The organism is Psychromonas arctica DSM 14288 (assembly GCF_000482725.1).
Taxonomy (GTDB): domain Bacteria; phylum Pseudomonadota; class Gammaproteobacteria; order Enterobacterales; family Psychromonadaceae; genus Psychromonas; species Psychromonas arctica.
The window spans coordinates 1-19,792 of record NZ_AXWP01000074.1; the positions used below are offsets into that span (position 1 = coordinate 1).

Sequence of the window (19,792 nt, forward strand, 5' to 3'; positions counted from 1 at the left end):
GTTTAAATGGTGCGGAATGAGAGACTTGAACTCTCACATCTTACGATACTAGAACCTAAATCTAGCGCGTCTACCAATTCCGCCAATTCCGCAACGATTTAAACATTTTCAAACTTAAGATTTAAAAAATGGGGCGAATGACGGGGTTTGAACCCGCGACAACCGGAATCACAATCCGGGGCTCTACCAACTGAGCTACATCCGCCACTAAACTTTTTTAAAAATGGTACGCCCTACAGGATTCGAACCTGTGGCCTACGGCTTAGAAGGCCGTTGCTCTATCCGGCTGAGCTAAGGGCGCAAAAGCTGGACTTATATCTTACAACGATTTCTCATTGTTTTCAAAATGTGGTCGGTGATAGAGGATTCGAACCTCTGACCCTCTGGTCCCAAACCAGATGCGCTACCAAGCTGCGCTAATCACCGAGTATTTTTATTTGTGTTTTGTTATTATGCGTCAAACCCTCTGGTCCAACTCTTTTACAAAACACTGGAGATGCACTATCAAACTGCGCTAATCACCGAGCATTCATTTGCGCATTTAATTGCACTGGTTATATGTTGTAAAACAACACTCACCGTTCTGCTTATTATTAAGGATGTATATGTTATCACACCTCGCTAGCTGAACTGTTGAAGCAACTAATCTTTGTAAGAACTTAATGCCTGTCAACGAGGCGAGATATTACTGAGTTGGTTTGTGATCGTCAAACTTTATTTGCATATATTTTTCTGCTTGCTTGATTATTAAACGCATTGTCTACAATTAATTCGTTCTTAGTATCATTTTTAGCATTTAATGGTTTGTAACGTGATTTTTTTAAACTTAATGTAAGTTGATTTGGTAAGCTATATAAAATATGTTCATGAATTAAATATCATTTTAATCCAACTTGGTACAATATTGTTTAATTGTTATAACTTCAGCCTACCTATTATTAACGGAGTGCACTAAGCATGGCTTACCCCGATTCAAAAAAAGAGAAAGCTTATTCATGGCTTAATATTGTGCTTATATTAACTTGTCTCACGATGTTTGGCACTAGCACCTATTTTTTCGCTTATCCTGATACTGCACCGCAATTAATTCAACGTTTAGGACTGACCTCTTATTTCAACGATAAAATGGAGAAATTAGCTGCGTTAAAACAAACACAGCGACAGGAAGCAATGGCCCAACCCGAAAAAGAAACGGTTGTTATTAAAGAAGTGCCCGACCTTGAACAGGTTGAAATACCTCAAAAAGAGGAAGATTTGTTAGTGGCTTCGGCTTTAGGTGTATTACCAATATCAGCGGCACAACCTACTGAAATAGTTATTGATTCTAATTTACCTTTGATCGATGAGTCAGACCCTTTGGTATTAGAAGCGATTGAAGAGTTTAGTGAACAGACATTAATTGTTGATAATTTATTAGAGCAAGATCTGTTGCGCAGCACGGTGGTTTTTATTGATAATTTTAGCCGTGGTGAGTTTCTTGCTAGCTTTAGTCCATTGCTGGCAACTGATATACCATTTCGTAAAAAAGACAGTAACGGTAAAACCTATGTATCTGTACTGAATTACCATCGTTATAATAACTACACAAAATTTATAGACTCAATCGACAGCGAAAAAATTGTGGCAACGTACTATATGCTGAAACCACTTATCGACCAAACCTATGCAGAGATTTCGCTTCCAGGTGTAGACTTTGATGAGGTGTTAAATGATGCAATAGAAATGGCGTTAAGTGTTCCCGTTATTAATGGCCCAATCTCATTAAAGTCTCCTTCTGTAATGTATTTGTATAATAATCCAACATTAGAGGCGTTAAATCATGCACAAAAACTATTACTGAGATTAGGCGGCAAAAATCTAACTATCATACAAGCCAAATTAGTCGAAATTCAGGCGCAGTTAATGGCACAATCAACCTCTCCCGTTGAATTGAACATACTCAACACACCTTCTAATGAAATAGATTAAGGCAAGCTACTTTAACGAAACCACTAAAAAGAGCCCCTTTCAAAGCAATAGTGAAAGGGACTCTTTTTTATACGATGCCTCACATTATTTAACCAAAATTCAATCAGTTACTAATCATATTTATTGATAGCGACTATTCATAACTGCTCATTACTTATAATCGTTATTAGTTATCCAAACGGTTTGATAGGGGCTTAGCACTATCACTTCTTGTTGCATATCCAGCGGTTCTCCTGAAATCAGTTCAAACCAATTATCAGTCATAATCAAATTTAATTCTTGAATTGATAATTCCATGTCGTGGTCAGTAATATTGTTAATACAAAAAATACTCTGTTTTCTATCTAGGCTTTGTCTCCAAAATCCAAATAGTTGCAACCCTAAATGCAGAGTGAACTGGGTTGCATTAGGGTGAAATGCAGGTTGCTTAATGCGAATATCCAATAACTCTTTCAATGATGCTAATACAATCGCATGATGATCGCTTTTATCCCCTAGATTCTCTTCAAGCTCCTGATAGTCCCAACGATGACGATTAATAGAGCGATTTTGCTGAGTATTAGCGACTTTTTCATAATCATTCTGTGTGCCCAGTAAACTGTGGATGTAAACGCCAGGAATACCTTCTAGTGCGAACATGACAGCGTGTGCACAAATAAATCGCTGTAAACCGAAGCTATCAGCTCCTTTGGTTGTACCTTGTAATGCATCGAATAATGCGATATTAATTTCATAGGCTTTTTGCTGCCCTAACGCTGTGCTACGCCATGAGACTTTACCACCAAATGATTGCATGGTTTCCACTAAGGTAGTGAGCTCATAGTCGTTTAGCAAGCCTTCAGCTGGACGTAGACCAATACCATCATGAGATGCAATGAAATTAAAATAAGCGGTACCATTTTGAGATGGCGGCATACTCATCAACCAGCGTTTTAGGTATAAACAGTTACCGGTGACTAAGCTATTTATCAGTAAAGGCGGTAATGAAAAGTTGTAGATAGCGTGTGCTTCATTGGCATTACCAAAATAAGTCAGGTTTTGAGTATTAGGTATATTAGTTTCAGTAATAATAACGGCGTCGCTTTCTGTATGCTCTAATAATGTTCTTAATAAACGGATGACTTCATGAGTTTCAGGTAAATTGATTGAGCTACTGTTCAATTTTTTCCATAAAAATGCGACGGCATCAAACCTAAAAATTTTAACGCCTCTATCAAGATATAAACGGATAATGTCGACAAAGCTTTTTAACACTTCTGGATTTCTAAAATCGAAATCGACTTGATCGTGACTAAAAGTACACCATACATGCTGTGTGCCTTTACCCGTTTCAGTTTCTCTTAATAAATCGGAAGTACGTGGTCTCACCACCTCTGATAAGTCATCCTCAGGGGATGCCGTATAGAAAAAGTCATGGCCTATCCCCTCCCCTTTAATGAAATTATCAAACCATGCGCTTCTGCTGGAACAATGATTAATTACTAGGTCAGACATCAAACGGCGATCTTTTGCTATTGCTTGTATATCATTCCAGTCGCCTAAGGACTCATTGACACTGGAATAATCAATAACAGAAAATCCGTCGTCCGAGCTATAGGGAAAGAATGGCAAAATATGAACGCTATTAACACTGCCACCTAAATATTTATCCATAAAGTGTTTTAGTGTCACTAATGGTTTTTCATCTGCTTTTAATAATGAGTCTCCATAGGTGATCATTACAACATCTTGTTGTGACCAATGGCTTTGATAAGCAACGGGCGTTGAGCAAGCTTCATCTAAACGCATTAATTTAATTAATTGTTCGCTTAGTTCTTCACAACTGATGTTCAGGTCAACTTCTTTATAAATAATGTTAAGTTGCTGCACTAATTTATTTTTTAAAATGATTAACGTTTCTTCCATGTCGTTTAATTCATCCATTCATTTCTCCTTGTGCACGCGCCCCAATGTTTACCTTGAAAATAGTGTTTATTTTGCAGTACTTCGAAATAAACACACAATATCTGCAATAATTCCTATTTATCTATTCACTAAACTCTTGGTGATCTAATTCTACCGCTTCTTTTAATTGCTCTAATACATCGGGCATAGCGCTGATCACTCGACTCCAAGAGGGAATAAAAGGCGTATCCATTGGTTTATCTAAAAATATTTGACCTGCGGTCATCACGTTTTCAGCAAACATTTCGATTGCTTTTTCTTCATTGTGAATATCCAAACTTAAACCATTCATCATTGCATCACCGCGATACATTTCTAAATAATCCAATGCAATGCGGTAATACGTTGCTTTAAGCGTACGAATACTTTCAGGGCTGAATGTTTCGCCCTGTGTCGCTAATTTACGGATGAATGCTTTGCTGATATCAATGGACATTTTTGATAAACCGCCTTCGACGCTTTCTAAAGAAAGATCTTGATGCTTATGGTCATAGGCATCTGAAATATCCACCTGACAAGTACGATTGCTTGCGTAGTTACGATGCATTTCTGATAATACACCTATCTCTAATCCCCAATCACTTGGAATACGTAAATCGCTTAAGACATCTTTTCGGAAAGAAAATTCACCCGCTAATGGATAGAGAAAGCTATCAATAAATTCCAAGTATTCATTATGACCAATGGTTTTCTTCAATGCTTTCACCAAGGGCGTAACCAGTAAACGAGACACGCGCCCATTAATTTTACCGTCTGCTACTCGCGAATAAAAACCTTTACAGAATTCGTAATTAAAACCAGGATTAGCGACGGGGTAAATTAACCTTGCTAATAATGAACGGTCATAGGTAACAATGTCACAGTCATGTAATGCAACCGATTCAGCTTTACCAGAAGCCAAGGTATAACCCATGCAATACCAAACATTACGTCCTTTACCTAACTCCTTAGGTGCGACCCCCAGTGCTTGCAATTTAGCATCTAGCGCTTTTAGCCTTGGTCCTTCATTCCATAATACGCGGTGATGTTGAGGCAGTTTTTTAAAGAATTTGAGTGCATGGCGGTATTGTTCTTCACTTGCGCGGTCTAAACCGACGACGATTTCAGATAAGTAAGGGACCTCGCAAAGGTGATCCACAATATCAGGAAATGCCTCGCCTTCTAATTCAGAGAAAAGTGAAGGTAAGATTAACCCCATCGGGCGTGTTGAAGAAAAGGTTTGTAGCTCAGCTTCAAGATCTTGATTACTACGCTGTCTTAAATTATGCATTGTGGTGACAATGCCATTTTGATAAAAATCAGCCATAATTCAGTTCCTTAATTTAAAAAATTTGTGTCGATGATAAAATCTTATTTAAACATTCTGTCCAACCTGCAGGACCATATAAATGACTTTGATAAACATGTTCAGTACGCGATAAAGCGGGGAAATCATGCACAGGTGAGCGAACCTGCACAGCAATAGTCGCTTGCTCTAGCATCGCAATATCATTTTTGCCATCGCCCATTGCAATGCTGATAACTTGCTTCTTCGATTCATTGCTTTGTAATAAAGCCTGTTGCAATGGAAATAATGAGGATGCGGTGTTTGAAGGCTCTGTTGAATGTCTAGTCAAATGTGTAGCTGTTTGAGCAACTTGTTGCTGTGAATATTGTGCGGTTAACCATTGCTGTGCTTTGCCTTTATCGCAATGCCCGCTGATATGTAGAAAACGGCCACCTTCTAATACGTTGGCCCCTAAACGACTCATAAGTTTGCTGAATTCTGCTTGTTGTTGCTCATCTCCTAACCAATTTAGAGGCTCTCCATATTGACGCTGTTTAGCCATTTTTGCATTTTCAATACTTAGCCCTGTCAATTCAGCAAGTTGCTGATTGCTCATTTCAGAGAAACCTCGAAACAGGTGTTGGAATGAACTTGCTTCACTATTCAACAGTTGTAGCCAATATGATTTTTCTTGACAAAAAGATTTTACCCAGTATTTACCTTGCACGATTGTCTCGGCAGGTTGTTGTTTAAAATAGTTAATAGGGATAAAAACAGCCGCACCATTTTCAATGATAAAAGGAGAGTATAAATCTAACTGTTCCCGTATTAAGGATATTTCAGGTAGCGTTTTGCTACTATTAGGGATGATGTCTATCGCGTTTAACTTCAACGTTGCTATCATTTCTGTCGCTGCGTCAGTTTGATAGGTGTAATGATCTAATAATGTTCCATCTAAATCGGTAAAAACCAATATTTTCTTAAGCATTAATTCCCCATTTGTTGATCAGCACCTGATTGCTAAAACGTGCTTCTTAATTAACTATAATTAAATAGCCTTGGGTAGGGCCAACTAACAAAATAATTAAATAACCTCTGCTTTTAATGGGGCCAACTGGGAAAATTAAGACGCTATTTTTATGGTTTATACTCACTATTTCTCAATGACAGGCAATAATCCTAGTAAGTTTTTATTATAAACACCTTTCATTTAATCTAAAAATAACATTCACAAACAATGACTTAAATTAAAAACTATTTGTTATTAAATCTAAGTCATCAAATATATATTCACCCTACATCACAAAATAAATTAAAAAAAACAAACTGGCACTTGAAATAACTGCCGCGTTGATTAATTCATGTTTTTTTAGCAATCCGCTGAGTGTGTTTATTTTTGAATCTGATTGATACATGGTATCCCCCTTATAATTGATAGCTCAACATAGTAATTAACGGTTCTTCAATGGCCTTTATTTGTGTATTTTGCTGATCTTTTGTGACACTTTTTATCTCTCTTTGTGAAGGTATCGTGACGTCATTAAATGAAGCTTGTTGAGAGGTCTTTCTTCGCATATTAAGTGCTTCATTTTCTGCTGCAATGTGACTTTCTTTGTTTTCTTTGAGGTTAATATTATGCTGTTCGTTATCATTATTGTTAAATGACTCAAAATCATTTAATACTAATTCAGTATTTACCTGCACTACTTCGCTACTCTGCTTTAATTGAGAAGGAATAGTCACTTGAGAATGAGTAGTTACTTGAGTGTTCCCATGATTAACAGCAAAAGCTATCGCTTCAGTTTCATCAATAGTGCCTTGTTGAGATGCTTTCGCCTGTGCTTTTTTAATCATGGCTAATTTTATCGATGCTAAGCGTTGTTCTGCTTTATCTGTTTGTCTTTTAACGCGAACTGCTAATTTATCTACACCGGGTGTATAGGGACTGACTTGTACTTTTCTCAAGCCTTTATTATAAGTGCTTGCCGTTAACTTCATGGCTTCGTATTCACCTAATGTCACCAAAACAAGCTGTTGCTGTGCGACCCCATGCTCAATCAAATAGTTAGCCACATTTTCAGCTCTTTTGTGTGCGAGACTTAAATTATAAGATGCCCTTCCAGACTTATCCGTATGGCCTATAACCTGCCACTTTTTCAATTTAGGCTGTTGCTTTATCAAGTCCGCTGTATCTAATAAGGCTAATTTAAATTCAGGCGCAATCTTCGATGATGACAAAGCAAATAAAACGTTAGTAGTTTCTTGCTGCTCAACCTCTATTGACGTCGGTTCAATAACCATGGTTGTAGGACTTAATTCTGATTTAGCTAGTCGCTGATCTTTTGATTGATTATGTGTTTTAAAATTGTTGTTCACTTTCACTGTCATATTATCTGCCCCATGACCTTCACCGCGTTCTGCAGTGTTATGTTGGCCTGCTGAATATGCATCTTCTAGCAAATTTTGTTCGGCGATAGCAGCCAGCTCATTGGCATCGGTGGTTAATAAACTATTATCTATTGCTCGTTTAAAAAAGATCACTTGTTGCGATCCTTGATCGTTATTATGGGCTGGTACTTTATAGCTGCTCAAATAAGTAGAATAAGCTGACGCCTGTTTATTGCTTCTATATTCTTCCAACAAAACTAGGCCTCCCGTGACAGCAGAAAGTACAGCCACACCTAACAATGATTTTTTAAGGTGTGATAATGACGTTGATGTTTGTTTTGACATGCCTAGACTCCTTTAACATTAAATATTGCAACTAAGGTTGCTGTTTAGATGTCAGTATTAAAACAAACTTAAATGGCAAGATTAGGGGCAAAAAATGGCGAACTACTGATCAATTGTGTCCAAAAAGTGGCAAAGCTTAATTTAGCCAAACCTATCTATCAGATTTTTGTATACTTAACCTTCCACCAGCAATAAAGGAATAACACTCAATATGAAACGTATTGCAATAATTGAAGATGACCATGCTATTCGTGAAAACTATATGGACCTGATGCAACGCTACGGTTATCAAGTAGAGGGTTATTCAGGTAGAGAAGAAGCGATGCAAGCCTTCAATAATCGTTTGCCAGATTTAGCGGTGATAGATGTAGGTTTAGGTCATGAGTACGATGGTGGTTTTTTGTTATGTCAGCAACTAAGACAGTTATCGGCGAGTTTACCTATTATCTTTTTGACTGCCCGTGATAATGATTTTGATAGCATTTCCGGATTACGGTTAGGGGCCGATGATTATTTAAGTAAAGAAATTGGTTTAGAGCATTTAATGGTGCGTATTAGCGCTTTATTCAGACGTATCGGATTAAGTGAGAGCAATGCACAATCACAACACAATATTATACAGCGCGGTGCACTAACCATCGATAATGACAAAATGCAGATTAGTTGGCAGGACAGCAATTTAGAGGTCACGATCACTGAATTTTGGATCATTCATGCACTCGCCCATAAATCAGGTGTGGTCAAGAGTCGTCAGCAATTAATGAGCGATGCCAATATGGTGGTTGATGACAATACTATTACGTCTCATATTAAGAGGATCCGTAAAAAATTCATGCAGATAGACCCGTTGTTTGACGAGATAACCGCGATTTATGGCATGGGTTATCGTTGGGATGTTAGCACTGAAACAGCATCACAACATACAGCGCAATCCTCATTATGCAATTAAGGTGGGGGTTACGTGGCAAGGTATTAGCACTCAGTAGTTTATTATTACTGTTACCATTATTTGCCTATCAGTTTGTCGTTGAAATGGAGAATTTTTTACGAGAAGGACAACAACAAACCTTACTCGGAACCAGCAGCGCGATTGCCACTGCTTTACATGAAAGGCCGAGTTTATTTAATGAGCACGCAAGTTTTTTGCCTAATGTCACTAAAGGCCAAGATTTATACATTCATAACCTAGCACAATCGATTCGCTTAGATGCTAATAATGAAGATTGGGGAGTAAATCGAGGCTTTAAGAATAGCTATCAAAATGATCCGCTTGAAGGGCAAACAGCAAACACCGACATCTACACCAAGACCAACACCAACACCAACACCAACAATGTGCATTTTAATCAATTACTGGGTAAGCGAGATGGTTTCTTATACGCACATTTTGAAGTCTCTAACCAACACCCAATTACACGAGCAAAAAATTCAACTCAAGTCACCGACAATGACCACTTAATTATTGCCATGAGTTCACCTGAAGGCGAGTTACAACGTTATATTATTTCGGTCGCTAATGACGGCTGGTTTAATGCTTACCGGTATCCGCAACATAGTATTTATGCAACAAACCTTACCCGAGAAAAGTCAATTCAAGGTATCTGGCAGTCTACGAAACAGGGGTATAATATTGAGTTACGCATGCCACTTACATTATTAGGCGATAAGCTTGGCTTTCAACTCAACACGGCCTCAACACTTGATTCAAAGCGAGTAGATAATGTAATCAGCACTTCCAATTTGCTTGATATTAATAAGCTCGGTAGTGTATTGATCCCTTCTCCCGAGATAGAACAAATACTCTTAGCAATGCGTCATACACGAGCAAGGCTGTGGGTGGTTGATAGACACCAACGGGTTATCGCACAAGCTGGAGATATTCATCAAGCAACAGGAATTTGGCCTGCAGAAGCGACTAATGATCAAGACACAAGCTTTTGGACAAAGATTGAAGCAAGATTATTATCTCCACTCTATGCACTGTTATTAGAACAACCAGAGAATCACTTTATAGATAAAAACCAACACACCACACAACTTAATAATAACCTCGTCAAACAATCACTAGACGGAAAAGCGGCGACTCAATGGCGCTTAAGTAGTGACAAAAAAGTGTCTATTCTCAGTGCAACACACCCTATATTTGTTCATGATAAAGTAGTGGGAGTGGTGATAGCAGAAGAAACGAATAATGGCATCATTACATTACGTAACCAAGCCTTACAAAAAATGTTCAGTGTATTATTAGGTGTCATTTTTGTTGCTGGTGTACTGCTATTTTTATTCCTTTCTACTGTGATCAACCGTGTTCGCGCTTTACGTGACCAAAGTGAACAAATACTGGATAACAACGGACGTTTAAAAGATACATTTAGTGCCAGTAAACACAGCGATGAAATTGGTGACCTATCACGTAGCATGGCTGATATGGTACAACGCTTGGGTCAATATCATCACTATGTTGAACAGCTATCTTCTCGGTTGTCTCATGAGTTAAGAACCCCAGTTGCCGTGGTGCGCTCTTCATTAGAAAACTTATCTTTATTACCCTGCGACGCTCAACAACAAAAATACATCACACGCTCGCAACAGGGTATTCAACGGCTCAGTAAAATACTGACGAGTATGAGTGAAGCCAGTCGTATTGAACAAAGCTTACAACAGGCGGAAAAACAACCCATAGACCTGCGCACATTATTGGACAGTTGTTTACAGGGATATGAAATGGTGTATCCACAATCCACATTTGAAAAGTATCTTGGTGAGGAAACAGCCATGATTAATGCAGATCCTGATTTTTTAGTGCAAATGCTAGACAAAATCATTAATAATGCGGTTGAATTCTCTATCTCTAAACAGGCGATTGTGATCAACTTAGTAAAGTTGCCTAGTAATTTATCGTACGTTGGTAGTAAAACGGCGAGTAATAAAGCGTTAGGCAGTCCACAGCAAACGGATCACATCAGTCTAAGTATTACTAATCAAGGGACATTGTTAAGTTCCGATAATAATCAGGATCTATTTCAATCAATGGTATCTGTACGCCCTGCTTCTCAACAGCATGACACGCACCTTGGCTTAGGTCTTTATATTGCCAAAATGATTTGTGAATACCATCAAGCTACGTTAACCATCGAAAACAATAGCGACTTGACGGGCGTCACCGTAACCATTACCTTGCCCCTTATGCACTCTTAATTGTTATCATTAAACAGCAATTGAACTGACCACTTATATTAATACAGGAATTTTTATGCGCGTATTGGCCTCTTCAGAGAAAGCTCAGTTTGCTTTAACAGAACTCAGTCAAGTTCAACAATATTTTGTACAAAAACTACAAAAGCTTTCTACTGGCACTGAATTTAAAAGTGTTGAATGGTTGCGAGATAATGGCAATCATGGTGGAGGCCAGCGCTTCGAAGCAACCACTAATATGGTCTTTAATCGCGCTTCTGTTAACGTATCGCAAGTACAATATGAGGACAAACCTGATAAAGCTTTTTTATCGGCAACGGCGTTATCTACCATTATTCATCCTCAACACCCACTTGCTCCTTCGATTCATATTCACGTGAGTTGGACTGAACTTAAAAATGGCCATCAATACTGGCGTTTAATGGCGGACTTGAACCCAGCCATTGTAGACCCTTCGGATAATTTACTCTTTAACAATATGTTACAACAAGCCAGTGGCGAGCATTTTGAGAGTGGCATTGCGCAAGGCGAAACATATTTTTTCATTCCCGCATTGAATAAACACCGCGGAGTCAGCCATTTTTATTTAGAAGGATTTACCGGGAATGAGCACACTCCTAAACACTTCGGGATTGATTTTGCTACTCAAGCTATCGACTGTTATATCGCTATCTTAAACGATAAATTTAGTCGCTTACCGCCCCCTTCTGATCAAGAATTACAGCAACAATTAGATTATCACACACTTTATTTTTACCAAGTACTGACCTTGGATAAAGGCACGACTGCAGGTCTATTAATTCATAGTCAAAATGATGTCGGTACATTAGGCTCTTTACCTGCTTACATTAATCGCGATTTGTTAGCGAGTTGGGTAGCTCACTCCCCATTAGAAAAACAGCCTTTAGTACAATCTTTGGTGGACCTATTACCACCACAAAAAAGTGTGCATGTTGATGCCAGTATTAAAGCGAATATTGCGCAGGCTATAAGACAACATTATACAGCTTGATTGTGAACACTAGGTACTATCGCTATCAGTAATCAGTAACTATTATCTGCAAACGTTGTTTGTAACCATTGTGTATACGTTCGTTGAGTATCGAGTTTTAGCTTTTATCAAGATGACACTCGATACTCTATTTTACTAAAAGCATAATGTAATCAAGGTGATTAATGATAACGACTTAACTAGACCTTTACTTCACCTTTTTATACTTCTAAAATCATCCCCACACTTTCTTCCCCCTATTATGCGGAGCATTTTATGAGCAGCAAATTAACCATTACTCGACCAGACGATTGGCATGTACATTTACGCGATGGAGATGTATTAAAAGATACCGTTCGTGATACTAGTCGTTACATGGGCCGCGCGATTGTTATGCCTAATTTAGTGCCCCCCGTGATGACAACCGAAAGTGCTTTAGCATACCGTGAACGTATTTTAGCAGAGCAACCACAAGCCACGTTCACGCCGTTAATGGTAATTTACTTAACTGACAACACCAGTGCTGAAGAGATAAAAAAAGCCAAAGCATCGGGCCATGTGTATGCTGCTAAACTTTATCCGGCCGGCGCAACCACTAACTCAGATTCAGGGGTAACGGATGTCAATAATATCAAAGCTGCGTTACAAGCAATGCAAGACGTCAACATGCCATTATTGGTGCATGGTGAAGTAACTGCACACGATGTTGATATTTTTGACCGTGAAGAAGTATTTTTGAAAGAAGTACTTGCCCCTATAGTGGCAACGTATCCAAACCTTAAAATAGTGCTTGAACATATTACGACGGCAAATGCCGTGGAGTTTGTTAACCAAGCAAGTGACAATGTAGCAGCCACCATCACTGCACATCATTTAATGTTTAACCGCAATCATATGTTAGTGGGCGGCATTAAGCCGCATTTTTATTGCCTACCTATCCTAAAACGTAATACACACCAAGCAGCTCTTGTTAAAGCCGCAACCAGTGGTAGCAAGAAGTTTTTCTTAGGGACTGATTCTGCACCTCATAGCATTGGCGCTAAAGAATCAGCATGTGGCTGTGCGGGTTCGTATACTGCATTTGCAGCTTTAGAGTTATACGCTGAAGTGTTTGAAGCTGAAAATGCTTTAGACAAATTAGAGGGCTTTGCAAGCTTTAATGGTCCTGATTTTTACCAATTACCACGTAATACAGATACGGTTACATTAGAGAAATTATCGTGGGATGTGCCTGCAACACTGCATTTTGGTAATGATGTAGTTGTGCCTATTAAAGCGAATGAAACAATGACCTGGAAAGTGCTATAACTTCTAGAATTAATGATTGACGGGATGTTCGCTGATGGTTAATTAATACATATTAAATTGATTTTAATGGGTAATTATTGGTACAGATAAACCTTCTGTACCAATAATAAGTCTTTTTTAGTCATAACAAGATGACCGAATCGATGACTCTGTTTTCACCACCTATCTTTATTAGTTTGATTTTTACCTCTTTAGCTATTTATAATGCCCCGCTTATACTACCCTGAACAATTGAATTAAATGCATCAAGCTTTTGTCTACATCGCACGCTTTAAAGTTTGAACCTAACATATTAGTGAATTGGCAAAACATAAGATGCCCATGATGACATACGTAATAGCACTTTACGGATGATCGTCAGTTCCTCGAATTCCTCTGAATACACAGCACTTTGTCCATATGCACCTAGCGGTAATAGATCACGGTATTGTTCAAAATTAAGGTCTTTAATCTCAAATACAACAGGGACTTTGCCCACATGAGGTGAAGTCAGGTCAAGTAAAGAGGCATTGGCTTTCATTTCCCCATCTGCAATATTCGGTAAGACCTTAGTAACTTCAGCGGCAAATACTTTACCAGGTAAGGCATCAAATACTAACTCAGCGCGATAACCCGCTTTGATTTGTAAAATCTTATTTTGAGGATACCAACTAACATACTTAAATGAGCTTTCTTGGATAAAAAGCATCGCGGGCTTTAGTGGTATGGGAACAACACGCAGACCAGGGAATACCGATATTTGAGTAACATAACCATCACTATGCGCTCGGACAATTGTATTTCTTAAATTATAGGTTGCCTCATTTAATTGCGCATTTAAACCATCAATTGTTGCTTTAGTGATATCAATATCTTCTTGATTGTCTACATTTTCAGTTTTTGACTTTTGCTCACTTAACTCTGGTTTACTTAGTTCTTCTTTACTTAGTTCTCGTGCACTTAAATATTGTTGCTTTGCAATCACGATTTTCGCGGTTAATTGCGCCACTTTATTTTGATAAGGTAACGGATCAATTCTGAATAATATATCACCCTTATTAATGTGAGTATTTGCTGTTATATCAACTGAGAGCACAGTTCCTTGGACGACAGGGACAATCGGTGTCGTTACAAAATATTGTTTACTCGAGTCTGAATAAGGATGGGTATAGTTAATCAATAAAGTTAACGAACCCACTAAAATAGCTCCGCCTACTATAGCGCTAGGAACTGTCCAGCGATTAAATGGAATACCAAACACTCTGAATATAACCACACAAATTGATAGGTAGCTTAACGTTATCAACCAATCCATTATTTATCTCCTTGTTGTTGTTCAAGGTTTAATTTATCTATTTCTTCGAATAATTGAGAGGTTTGTTTATCAAAATCTTCTACGTCTTGATCGACTTTAAAATTAATATTATCTTCAGAAGCGATATTTGTCTCTGCTACTGCTTTCACTTTTTCAGAGGATTTAATTGATAAGACAGTTTCGATCGTTTCAACTCGATGTTGCAGATTGATAAGGTTTTGTAAGTTAATTAATTGTAGGTTGGTTTCTTTGCTTGTGACTGATTCTGCATTTTCAGCCCCGCCCCAACTTCTATTTTGACGGTATGATGTTGCCCAAATCCATAAAAATGGCCAGAGAATATGGAGAGTTAATAAACTGATCCATCCCGCTACCTGTAAGGCATCTTGTTGCGGATGATTACGTTTTTTGGCTATTTTATAGGGTATATCATGTATAGCGACCATTCCATAAAATAAGGTAACAAATATAAATATTAATATTCCTAAAGCGATATTTTCAAGCATATTACATCCTGTAATTGATATTAACTTGTTATTAGTATCGCAGATATTAGAAAGCCCATCACGTAATTCCTTTAAATATCATAAAGTAATCACATAACGGGCTTGAATTTAGAAATTTCATCTAATTTTTAATAACTTAAATCGTTATTTATCTTCAAATAACGGCATTTTTTTAAGATAACAAGTAAGTAACACAATGCGAACACCATTTACACGCCCTTCAATGTGCTCAGGATTATCCGTTAATGAGATATTTCTCACCGGCGTACCACGTTTAGCAGTAAAGTTACCGCCTTTAACTTCAAGATCTTTGATTAAAGTAACGTTGTCACCCGCGACTAACACCACACCATTTGAGTCACGCGTTGGCGCAACATCTTCTATTTCATCCGCAGCAACACCATAATCAGCCCAAGCCTTTTGCTCATCTTCCATGTACATCATATCTAGTAGATCTTGAGCCCAAACTTCACCCGCTTTACTTAAACGTGTTAATAAACGAAAAGCAGTTACTTGCACAGCAGGTACTTGGTTCCACATACTATCGTTAAGACAACGCCAATGGTTATTATCCATCTCGACTGTTTTTTCGATTTGAGGCAAACAAGTAGAACATACCAACACTGATTTATCTGAGTTAGGTTCTTTAACAGGTGGCACTTCGAAAATAGACAGTTCATTGGTCGATGAACATAATTCACAACATCCATTACTACGTTCTGTTAAAGCTGCATTGATCGGCATAATATGACCTTATAGTTAGTAGGGTAAATAAAGGGCGCTATTATGCGCCCTTTTATCAATAAAAAAAACCAGAAATAGTCTTCAATATTTAACCACAAGGACAGATGTTTAATCACAAATTGTATTTGATTGATATATAGACTGCAGATACATGGTATTCAACAGTGAGTAGTCAGCATCTTCAACATAATCTTGATTGACAGCATTGAGGATAACCCCACCTGCTTTGGTTTGTGCATATGCTGTTTTGGCAATCACAGTCGCTATACCATTATAGTTAATGTTGTCATAGATATTGCCGCTTGGACCTTCAACATTCGTTGCTTCATCAACACACGCGTTATCAAGGTCATCACTCACAATATCATTAAAATCTAATACCGCATCTCCCTGCGAGTAAACAGGAATCGCTAATACTATTTTGTTCTTTACCACACAACGATTGGTCCAGTAGGTGATCGCTTCTTTTGCATCTTCTAAAGAAGAATGTAGCTCATCATTGTCTGTTGTGTTGAGCGCCATCACATTCACAAAATCAGGGTAACCTAACGCATCCTCTTGCACACCTTGATCAGTTGCGTCATCATCCTCTCCGGAATCAACTACGTAACTAAACAGCACACCTTGGTCGGTAGTCAGATCAGAAACTTCTTTGACTAAATCTTCAAATAAGTCCCCTTCATCATCAGTTGTTGGGAATTGCCAATTGATATCTATACCGTCTAGGTCATAATCTTTGATCAAATTCTCAACATTAGCGATAAAGTCATTTAAGGCCGTTGTATTTCCTGCGATAGAGTTAAAAGCTGAGTCACTCGCATTGCCAATAGAGGCCATGGCATAGATATTTGAGGTGTGAGCCAAATCAATCATCTCTTTAAATTCATCTAAGTCTTCACCAGTGGGTAAGATTAAATTCCCATTAGACTCAACACCTATTTTGTTATAAATAACATGAGTTAGTTTTGTAAAATCAATGTCATCAAGCGTTTCTTCATCACTAATAGACCAGTATGCAATTTGTTTAAAATCAACACTGGTGACGTCTTCCTCACACACATCATCTTCACTACCGTCCCAAATATCATCCAATAATTCTGATGTTTGATTATCACAAGCAGCGAGAAAAAAGAGTGGAAAACAAAAAGCAAAAGCTTTTATTAATTTGTTCGCAAATAATTTATTTGTAGGCAATATAGTTTTCACAAACAGAGTTATCCTTTTTCATTTGAATACAGTTAATAATATCACTTACCTTAATAGGACAAGCAAGTTAAAATAGAGAAATAAGTATCTTTACACACACCAAATTAGGCAAACGCTATGAATGAAGCATTAATAATTGCAGATCAAACTTTAATATTACATCGCCATCCAAGAAGAAAAAATGAAACATTACAAGCTTGGGATTCAGCTGATGAATACTTGATCAACCATTTTAATGAAAATGAATTGAATAAATACATTACTGAAGATGGGCAACTATTAATTATCAACGACGGTTTTGGTGCATTAAGTTGTTACTTTAACAACATTGAAAGAACTGTTGTTTCAGACTCTTTTCTCTCAGTAAGTTCAATAAAACTTAATATGCAACGTAATCATTGCGAACCAGAAAGTTTATTAATTCAAGACAGTCTGCAATCATTACCGGATAACGTCAAAGTAGTATTGATAAAAATACCAAAAACACTGGCTTTCTTAGAGTATCAATTACAACAACTAAGTACAGTTATTGGCAAAGATACAATAGTGGTTGCTGCTGGTAAAGTGGATACAATCCATAAATCAACACTGGCTTTATTTGAAAAATATATTGGTACCACTAAAACGTCATTAGCAAAGAAAAAATCACGTTTAATATTCAGTATCGTTGATCAAACAGAAGTGTCAGAAGATGAAGTGGCAATAACTTGGGATGTTGAACGTTTCGATTGGAAAGTTCATAACCATGCAAATGTATTTTCACGTAACCATTTAGATATCGGTGGTCGCTACTTAATGGATAACTTGCCTGAAGGTGATTTTACTAAAGTGGTGGATTTGGGATGTGGTAACGGCGTAGTCGGCATGGCAGCTGCAGTGGCATACCCGGATGCACAAATCACATTCATTGATGAATCTTATATGGCAGTAGATTCGGCACGTATTAATATGCTGAAAAACTTCGAAGAAGAACGTTCTGATAATACTCGTTTTGTAGTAAACAACGGGCTGGTTGGATTTAAAGCGCGTAGTTATGATTTAATATTATGTAACCCTCCTTTCCATCAACAACATGCAATTACCGACCATATCGCGTGGAGCATGTTTAATGATGCACATTTCTGTTTAGCTGTGAACGGAGAGTTAGTGATTGTTGGTAATCGCCATTTAGATTACCAAGATAAATTAGAGCGTATTTTTGGAAACTGTGAATTAATCGCAGAAAACAAAAAGTTTGTTATTTTGCGTGCTATTAAAATGGAATAGACGATAAAAAACCTCAAGTGTAAATGTTTACACTTGAGGTTGCCTATACTCGTTAACAATTAAAATGCTCTATTGATTAATTCAGGCAAGCCACCGCTAAATAAACAACCTTTTCTTTTAACCCTTTAACCCTTTAACCCTTTAACCCTTTAACCGGGAGCAGGAATACACTTCACCATAAGCAGTAGATTTAACCGTTAATGTTGAAGTAGTTAATGCTAATACCTTGCCTGATTCGTTAATACTATCTGGCAAAATATCATTAAAATTAAAAAAGTTATTTAATTGTGGATGACTAACATTGGTGAAGTCAATCTCAGTGGATGACATAACAAGTTGATCACCTTTTAACTGCCATGACGATTTATCGGTTTCATTAAATGTCAATTCAGGCATACCTGGAATCTTCAGCAATACAGTACCAGAGCCACTCGACTTCCCTTGCTTAGCATAATTTATGTTATAGCTGACCTTAACTTTCATCTTGGTATTTGGCTCTTCTGTTTGGTGCTGGCAGCGCCAATGACCAATCATGTTATTTTCATTAATCTTACTGACTTCAGCGGCGAAAGTAGGTATTGCAACTGTAAATGCCAATAGTGGTAATAATTTCGTTAAATTCATTTTTCTATCCCAATTTTTACAGTTAATATGCAGTGCGATGATAGCCTAGAAGCCTATTAGTAGCTACTGTCGCCAATAACGCGTTTTAAACTCAACTCCACATCCCCAACTCCACATATAGATAACGAATATTTCATTATCTAGATAGGTTAAATTATAAAGTATCGATGATTTATATAGTAAAAAGAAAACTATTGAGTTTAGAACGGCGCTTCTACAAACAAGTTATGAAAAGAAGTTTATAACGTAAAAGCTGTATAAATAGCAACACTGACTCACTTTGCTTATCTCTATGGAGATAATCTAGTAAAAATAGTAATACTAATTATCTACTAGATAGCGAGTCAATGTTGTTGGTAACAATAGCCATTGTTAACAATTAATAGAAAGGTTTATAACTCAAGTTTCGGGATTCAAAACAGATAATAAAACTAAAGTAACTTGATGATTTAAAATAGGTTGACGTCTCATTGTGGTAAAATACTTGTTATCTAGACAAAGTAAGAAACCACAAGAGACATCAAATGAATTCTGCCACAAAGCCCTTGAACTTACCATCATTAACCGCTGACTTACTTAACCAAAAAAACCTTAAAATTGATAACACATTTAGCTCAACATGGAAGAGCCTGCGTTTTAATACGATGTTACGTCAAGCTAAGTTTTCTAAACGCTCAGGCATACCAGCCAGTGATGTTGTTTATCTATTAATGCTTTGGGTTTGGCTAAAAGTAGACTCTGTTGCT

The 19,792-nt window shown here is 37.5% G+C and carries 14 protein-coding genes, 4 tRNA genes and 2 pseudogenes; 7 read left to right on the forward strand and 13 right to left on the reverse strand.

All coding sequences use genetic code 11. The features are described 5' to 3' along the window. Window positions 1–7: 7 nt before the first annotated feature. From H592_RS0110335 to H592_RS0110350, 4 genes are all read right to left on the reverse strand, one after another. Window positions 8–92: transfer RNA gene (locus H592_RS0110335), tRNA-Leu, on the reverse strand. A gap of 37 nt (window positions 93–129) precedes the next feature. Continuing rightward, window positions 130–205 (reverse strand) — tRNA-His (locus tag H592_RS0110340). 19 nt (window positions 206–224) lie between these two features. Then, window positions 225–301 (reverse strand) — tRNA-Arg (locus H592_RS0110345). Between the two features lie 48 nt (window positions 302–349). Next, a tRNA-Pro gene (locus tag H592_RS0110350) sits at window positions 350–426 on the reverse strand. A gap of 531 nt (window positions 427–957) precedes the next feature. On the opposite strand from H592_RS0110350, the gene H592_RS0110355 reads away from it, so the two are divergent. Beyond that, a complete protein-coding gene (locus H592_RS0110355; protein ID WP_028868717.1) occupies window positions 958–1,968 on the forward strand; it encodes a DUF3014 domain-containing protein in 1,011 nt (336 codons plus the stop codon). 150 nt (window positions 1,969–2,118) lie between these two features. On the opposite strand, the gene H592_RS0110360 is transcribed toward H592_RS0110355, so the two are convergent. The 4 genes from H592_RS0110360 to H592_RS23270 form a co-directional block, all read right to left on the reverse strand. Beyond that, window positions 2,119–3,891, reverse strand: coding sequence for a sugar phosphorylase (locus H592_RS0110360; protein ID WP_425414385.1), 1,773 nt, complete (start codon window positions 3,889–3,891; stop codon window positions 2,119–2,121). Window positions 3,892–3,994: 103 nt separating this feature from the next. Further along, window positions 3,995–5,218, reverse strand: a complete 1,224-nt coding sequence (locus tag H592_RS0110365) for a glycosyltransferase family protein (RefSeq protein WP_028868719.1) — start codon at window positions 5,216–5,218, stop codon at window positions 3,995–3,997. A 16-nt stretch (window positions 5,219–5,234) separates the two neighbouring features. Further along, on the reverse strand, window positions 5,235–6,167 hold the full coding sequence (locus tag H592_RS0110370; RefSeq protein ID WP_028868720.1) for an HAD-IIB family hydrolase: 933 nt from the start codon (window positions 6,165–6,167) through the stop codon (window positions 5,235–5,237). 437 nt (window positions 6,168–6,604) lie between these two features. Beyond that, window positions 6,605–7,912 (reverse strand): OmpA family protein, encoded by a 1,308-nt coding sequence (locus tag H592_RS23270; RefSeq protein WP_051369129.1) that lies wholly within the window; start codon window positions 7,910–7,912, stop codon window positions 6,605–6,607. 211 nt (window positions 7,913–8,123) lie between these two features. Here H592_RS23270 and pdsR point away from each other — a divergent pair, with 211 nt between their 5' ends. From pdsR to pyrC, 4 genes are all read left to right on the forward strand, one after another. After that, window positions 8,124–8,861: a proteobacterial dedicated sortase system response regulator gene (pdsR, locus tag H592_RS22030; RefSeq protein WP_037071567.1), complete on the forward strand. Its 738-nt coding sequence runs from the start codon at window positions 8,124–8,126 to the stop codon at window positions 8,859–8,861. After that, entirely contained in the window at window positions 8,852–11,110 is a 2,259-nt protein-coding gene (gene pdsS / locus H592_RS0110390) for a proteobacterial dedicated sortase system histidine kinase (protein ID WP_037071569.1), read from the forward strand. The genes pdsR and pdsS overlap by 10 nt, the downstream gene beginning before the upstream one ends. 55 nt (window positions 11,111–11,165) lie before the next feature. Then, entirely contained in the window at window positions 11,166–12,119 is a 954-nt protein-coding gene (locus H592_RS0110395; RefSeq protein WP_028868722.1) for a coproporphyrinogen III oxidase, read from the forward strand. A gap of 255 nt (window positions 12,120–12,374) precedes the next feature. Continuing rightward, on the forward strand, window positions 12,375–13,406 hold the full coding sequence (gene pyrC, locus H592_RS0110400; RefSeq protein WP_028868723.1) for a dihydroorotase: 1,032 nt from the start codon (window positions 12,375–12,377) through the stop codon (window positions 13,404–13,406). A 292-nt stretch (window positions 13,407–13,698) separates the two neighbouring features. Here pyrC and H592_RS0110405 read toward each other — a convergent pair whose 3' ends face one another. From H592_RS0110405 to H592_RS0110420, 4 genes and pseudogenes are all read right to left on the reverse strand, one after another. Next, window positions 13,699–14,700, reverse strand: coding sequence for an HlyD family secretion protein (locus H592_RS0110405; RefSeq protein WP_028868724.1), 1,002 nt, complete (start codon window positions 14,698–14,700; stop codon window positions 13,699–13,701). 280 nt (window positions 14,701–14,980) lie between these two features. Beyond that, window positions 14,981–15,206 (reverse strand): annotated as a pseudogene (locus tag H592_RS24890) (DUF3302 domain-containing protein); the annotation flags it as partial. Between the two features lie 144 nt (window positions 15,207–15,350). After that, window positions 15,351–15,950 (reverse strand): PhnA domain-containing protein, encoded by a 600-nt coding sequence (locus H592_RS0110415; protein ID WP_028868725.1) that lies wholly within the window; start codon window positions 15,948–15,950, stop codon window positions 15,351–15,353. 108 nt (window positions 15,951–16,058) lie between these two features. Then, a complete protein-coding gene (locus tag H592_RS0110420; protein WP_028868726.1) occupies window positions 16,059–17,156 on the reverse strand; it encodes a glycoside hydrolase family 18 protein in 1,098 nt (365 codons plus the stop codon). Between the two features lie 117 nt (window positions 17,157–17,273). Between H592_RS0110420 and H592_RS0110425 the strand changes: the two genes are divergently transcribed. After that, window positions 17,274–18,422 carry a methyltransferase gene (locus H592_RS0110425; protein ID WP_028868727.1) on the forward strand — a complete coding sequence of 383 codons (1,149 nt, stop codon included), beginning with the start codon at window positions 17,274–17,276 and terminating at the stop codon, window positions 18,420–18,422. Window positions 18,423–18,563: 141 nt separating this feature from the next. On the opposite strand, the gene H592_RS0110430 is transcribed toward H592_RS0110425, so the two are convergent. Beyond that, a complete protein-coding gene (locus H592_RS0110430) occupies window positions 18,564–19,046 on the reverse strand; it encodes a hypothetical protein (protein ID WP_028868728.1) in 483 nt (160 codons plus the stop codon). Window positions 19,047–19,570: 524 nt separating this feature from the next. On the opposite strand from H592_RS0110430, the pseudogene H592_RS0110435 reads away from it, so the two are divergent. Then, window positions 19,571–19,792: pseudogene (locus H592_RS0110435) on the forward strand (IS4 family transposase); the annotation flags it as partial.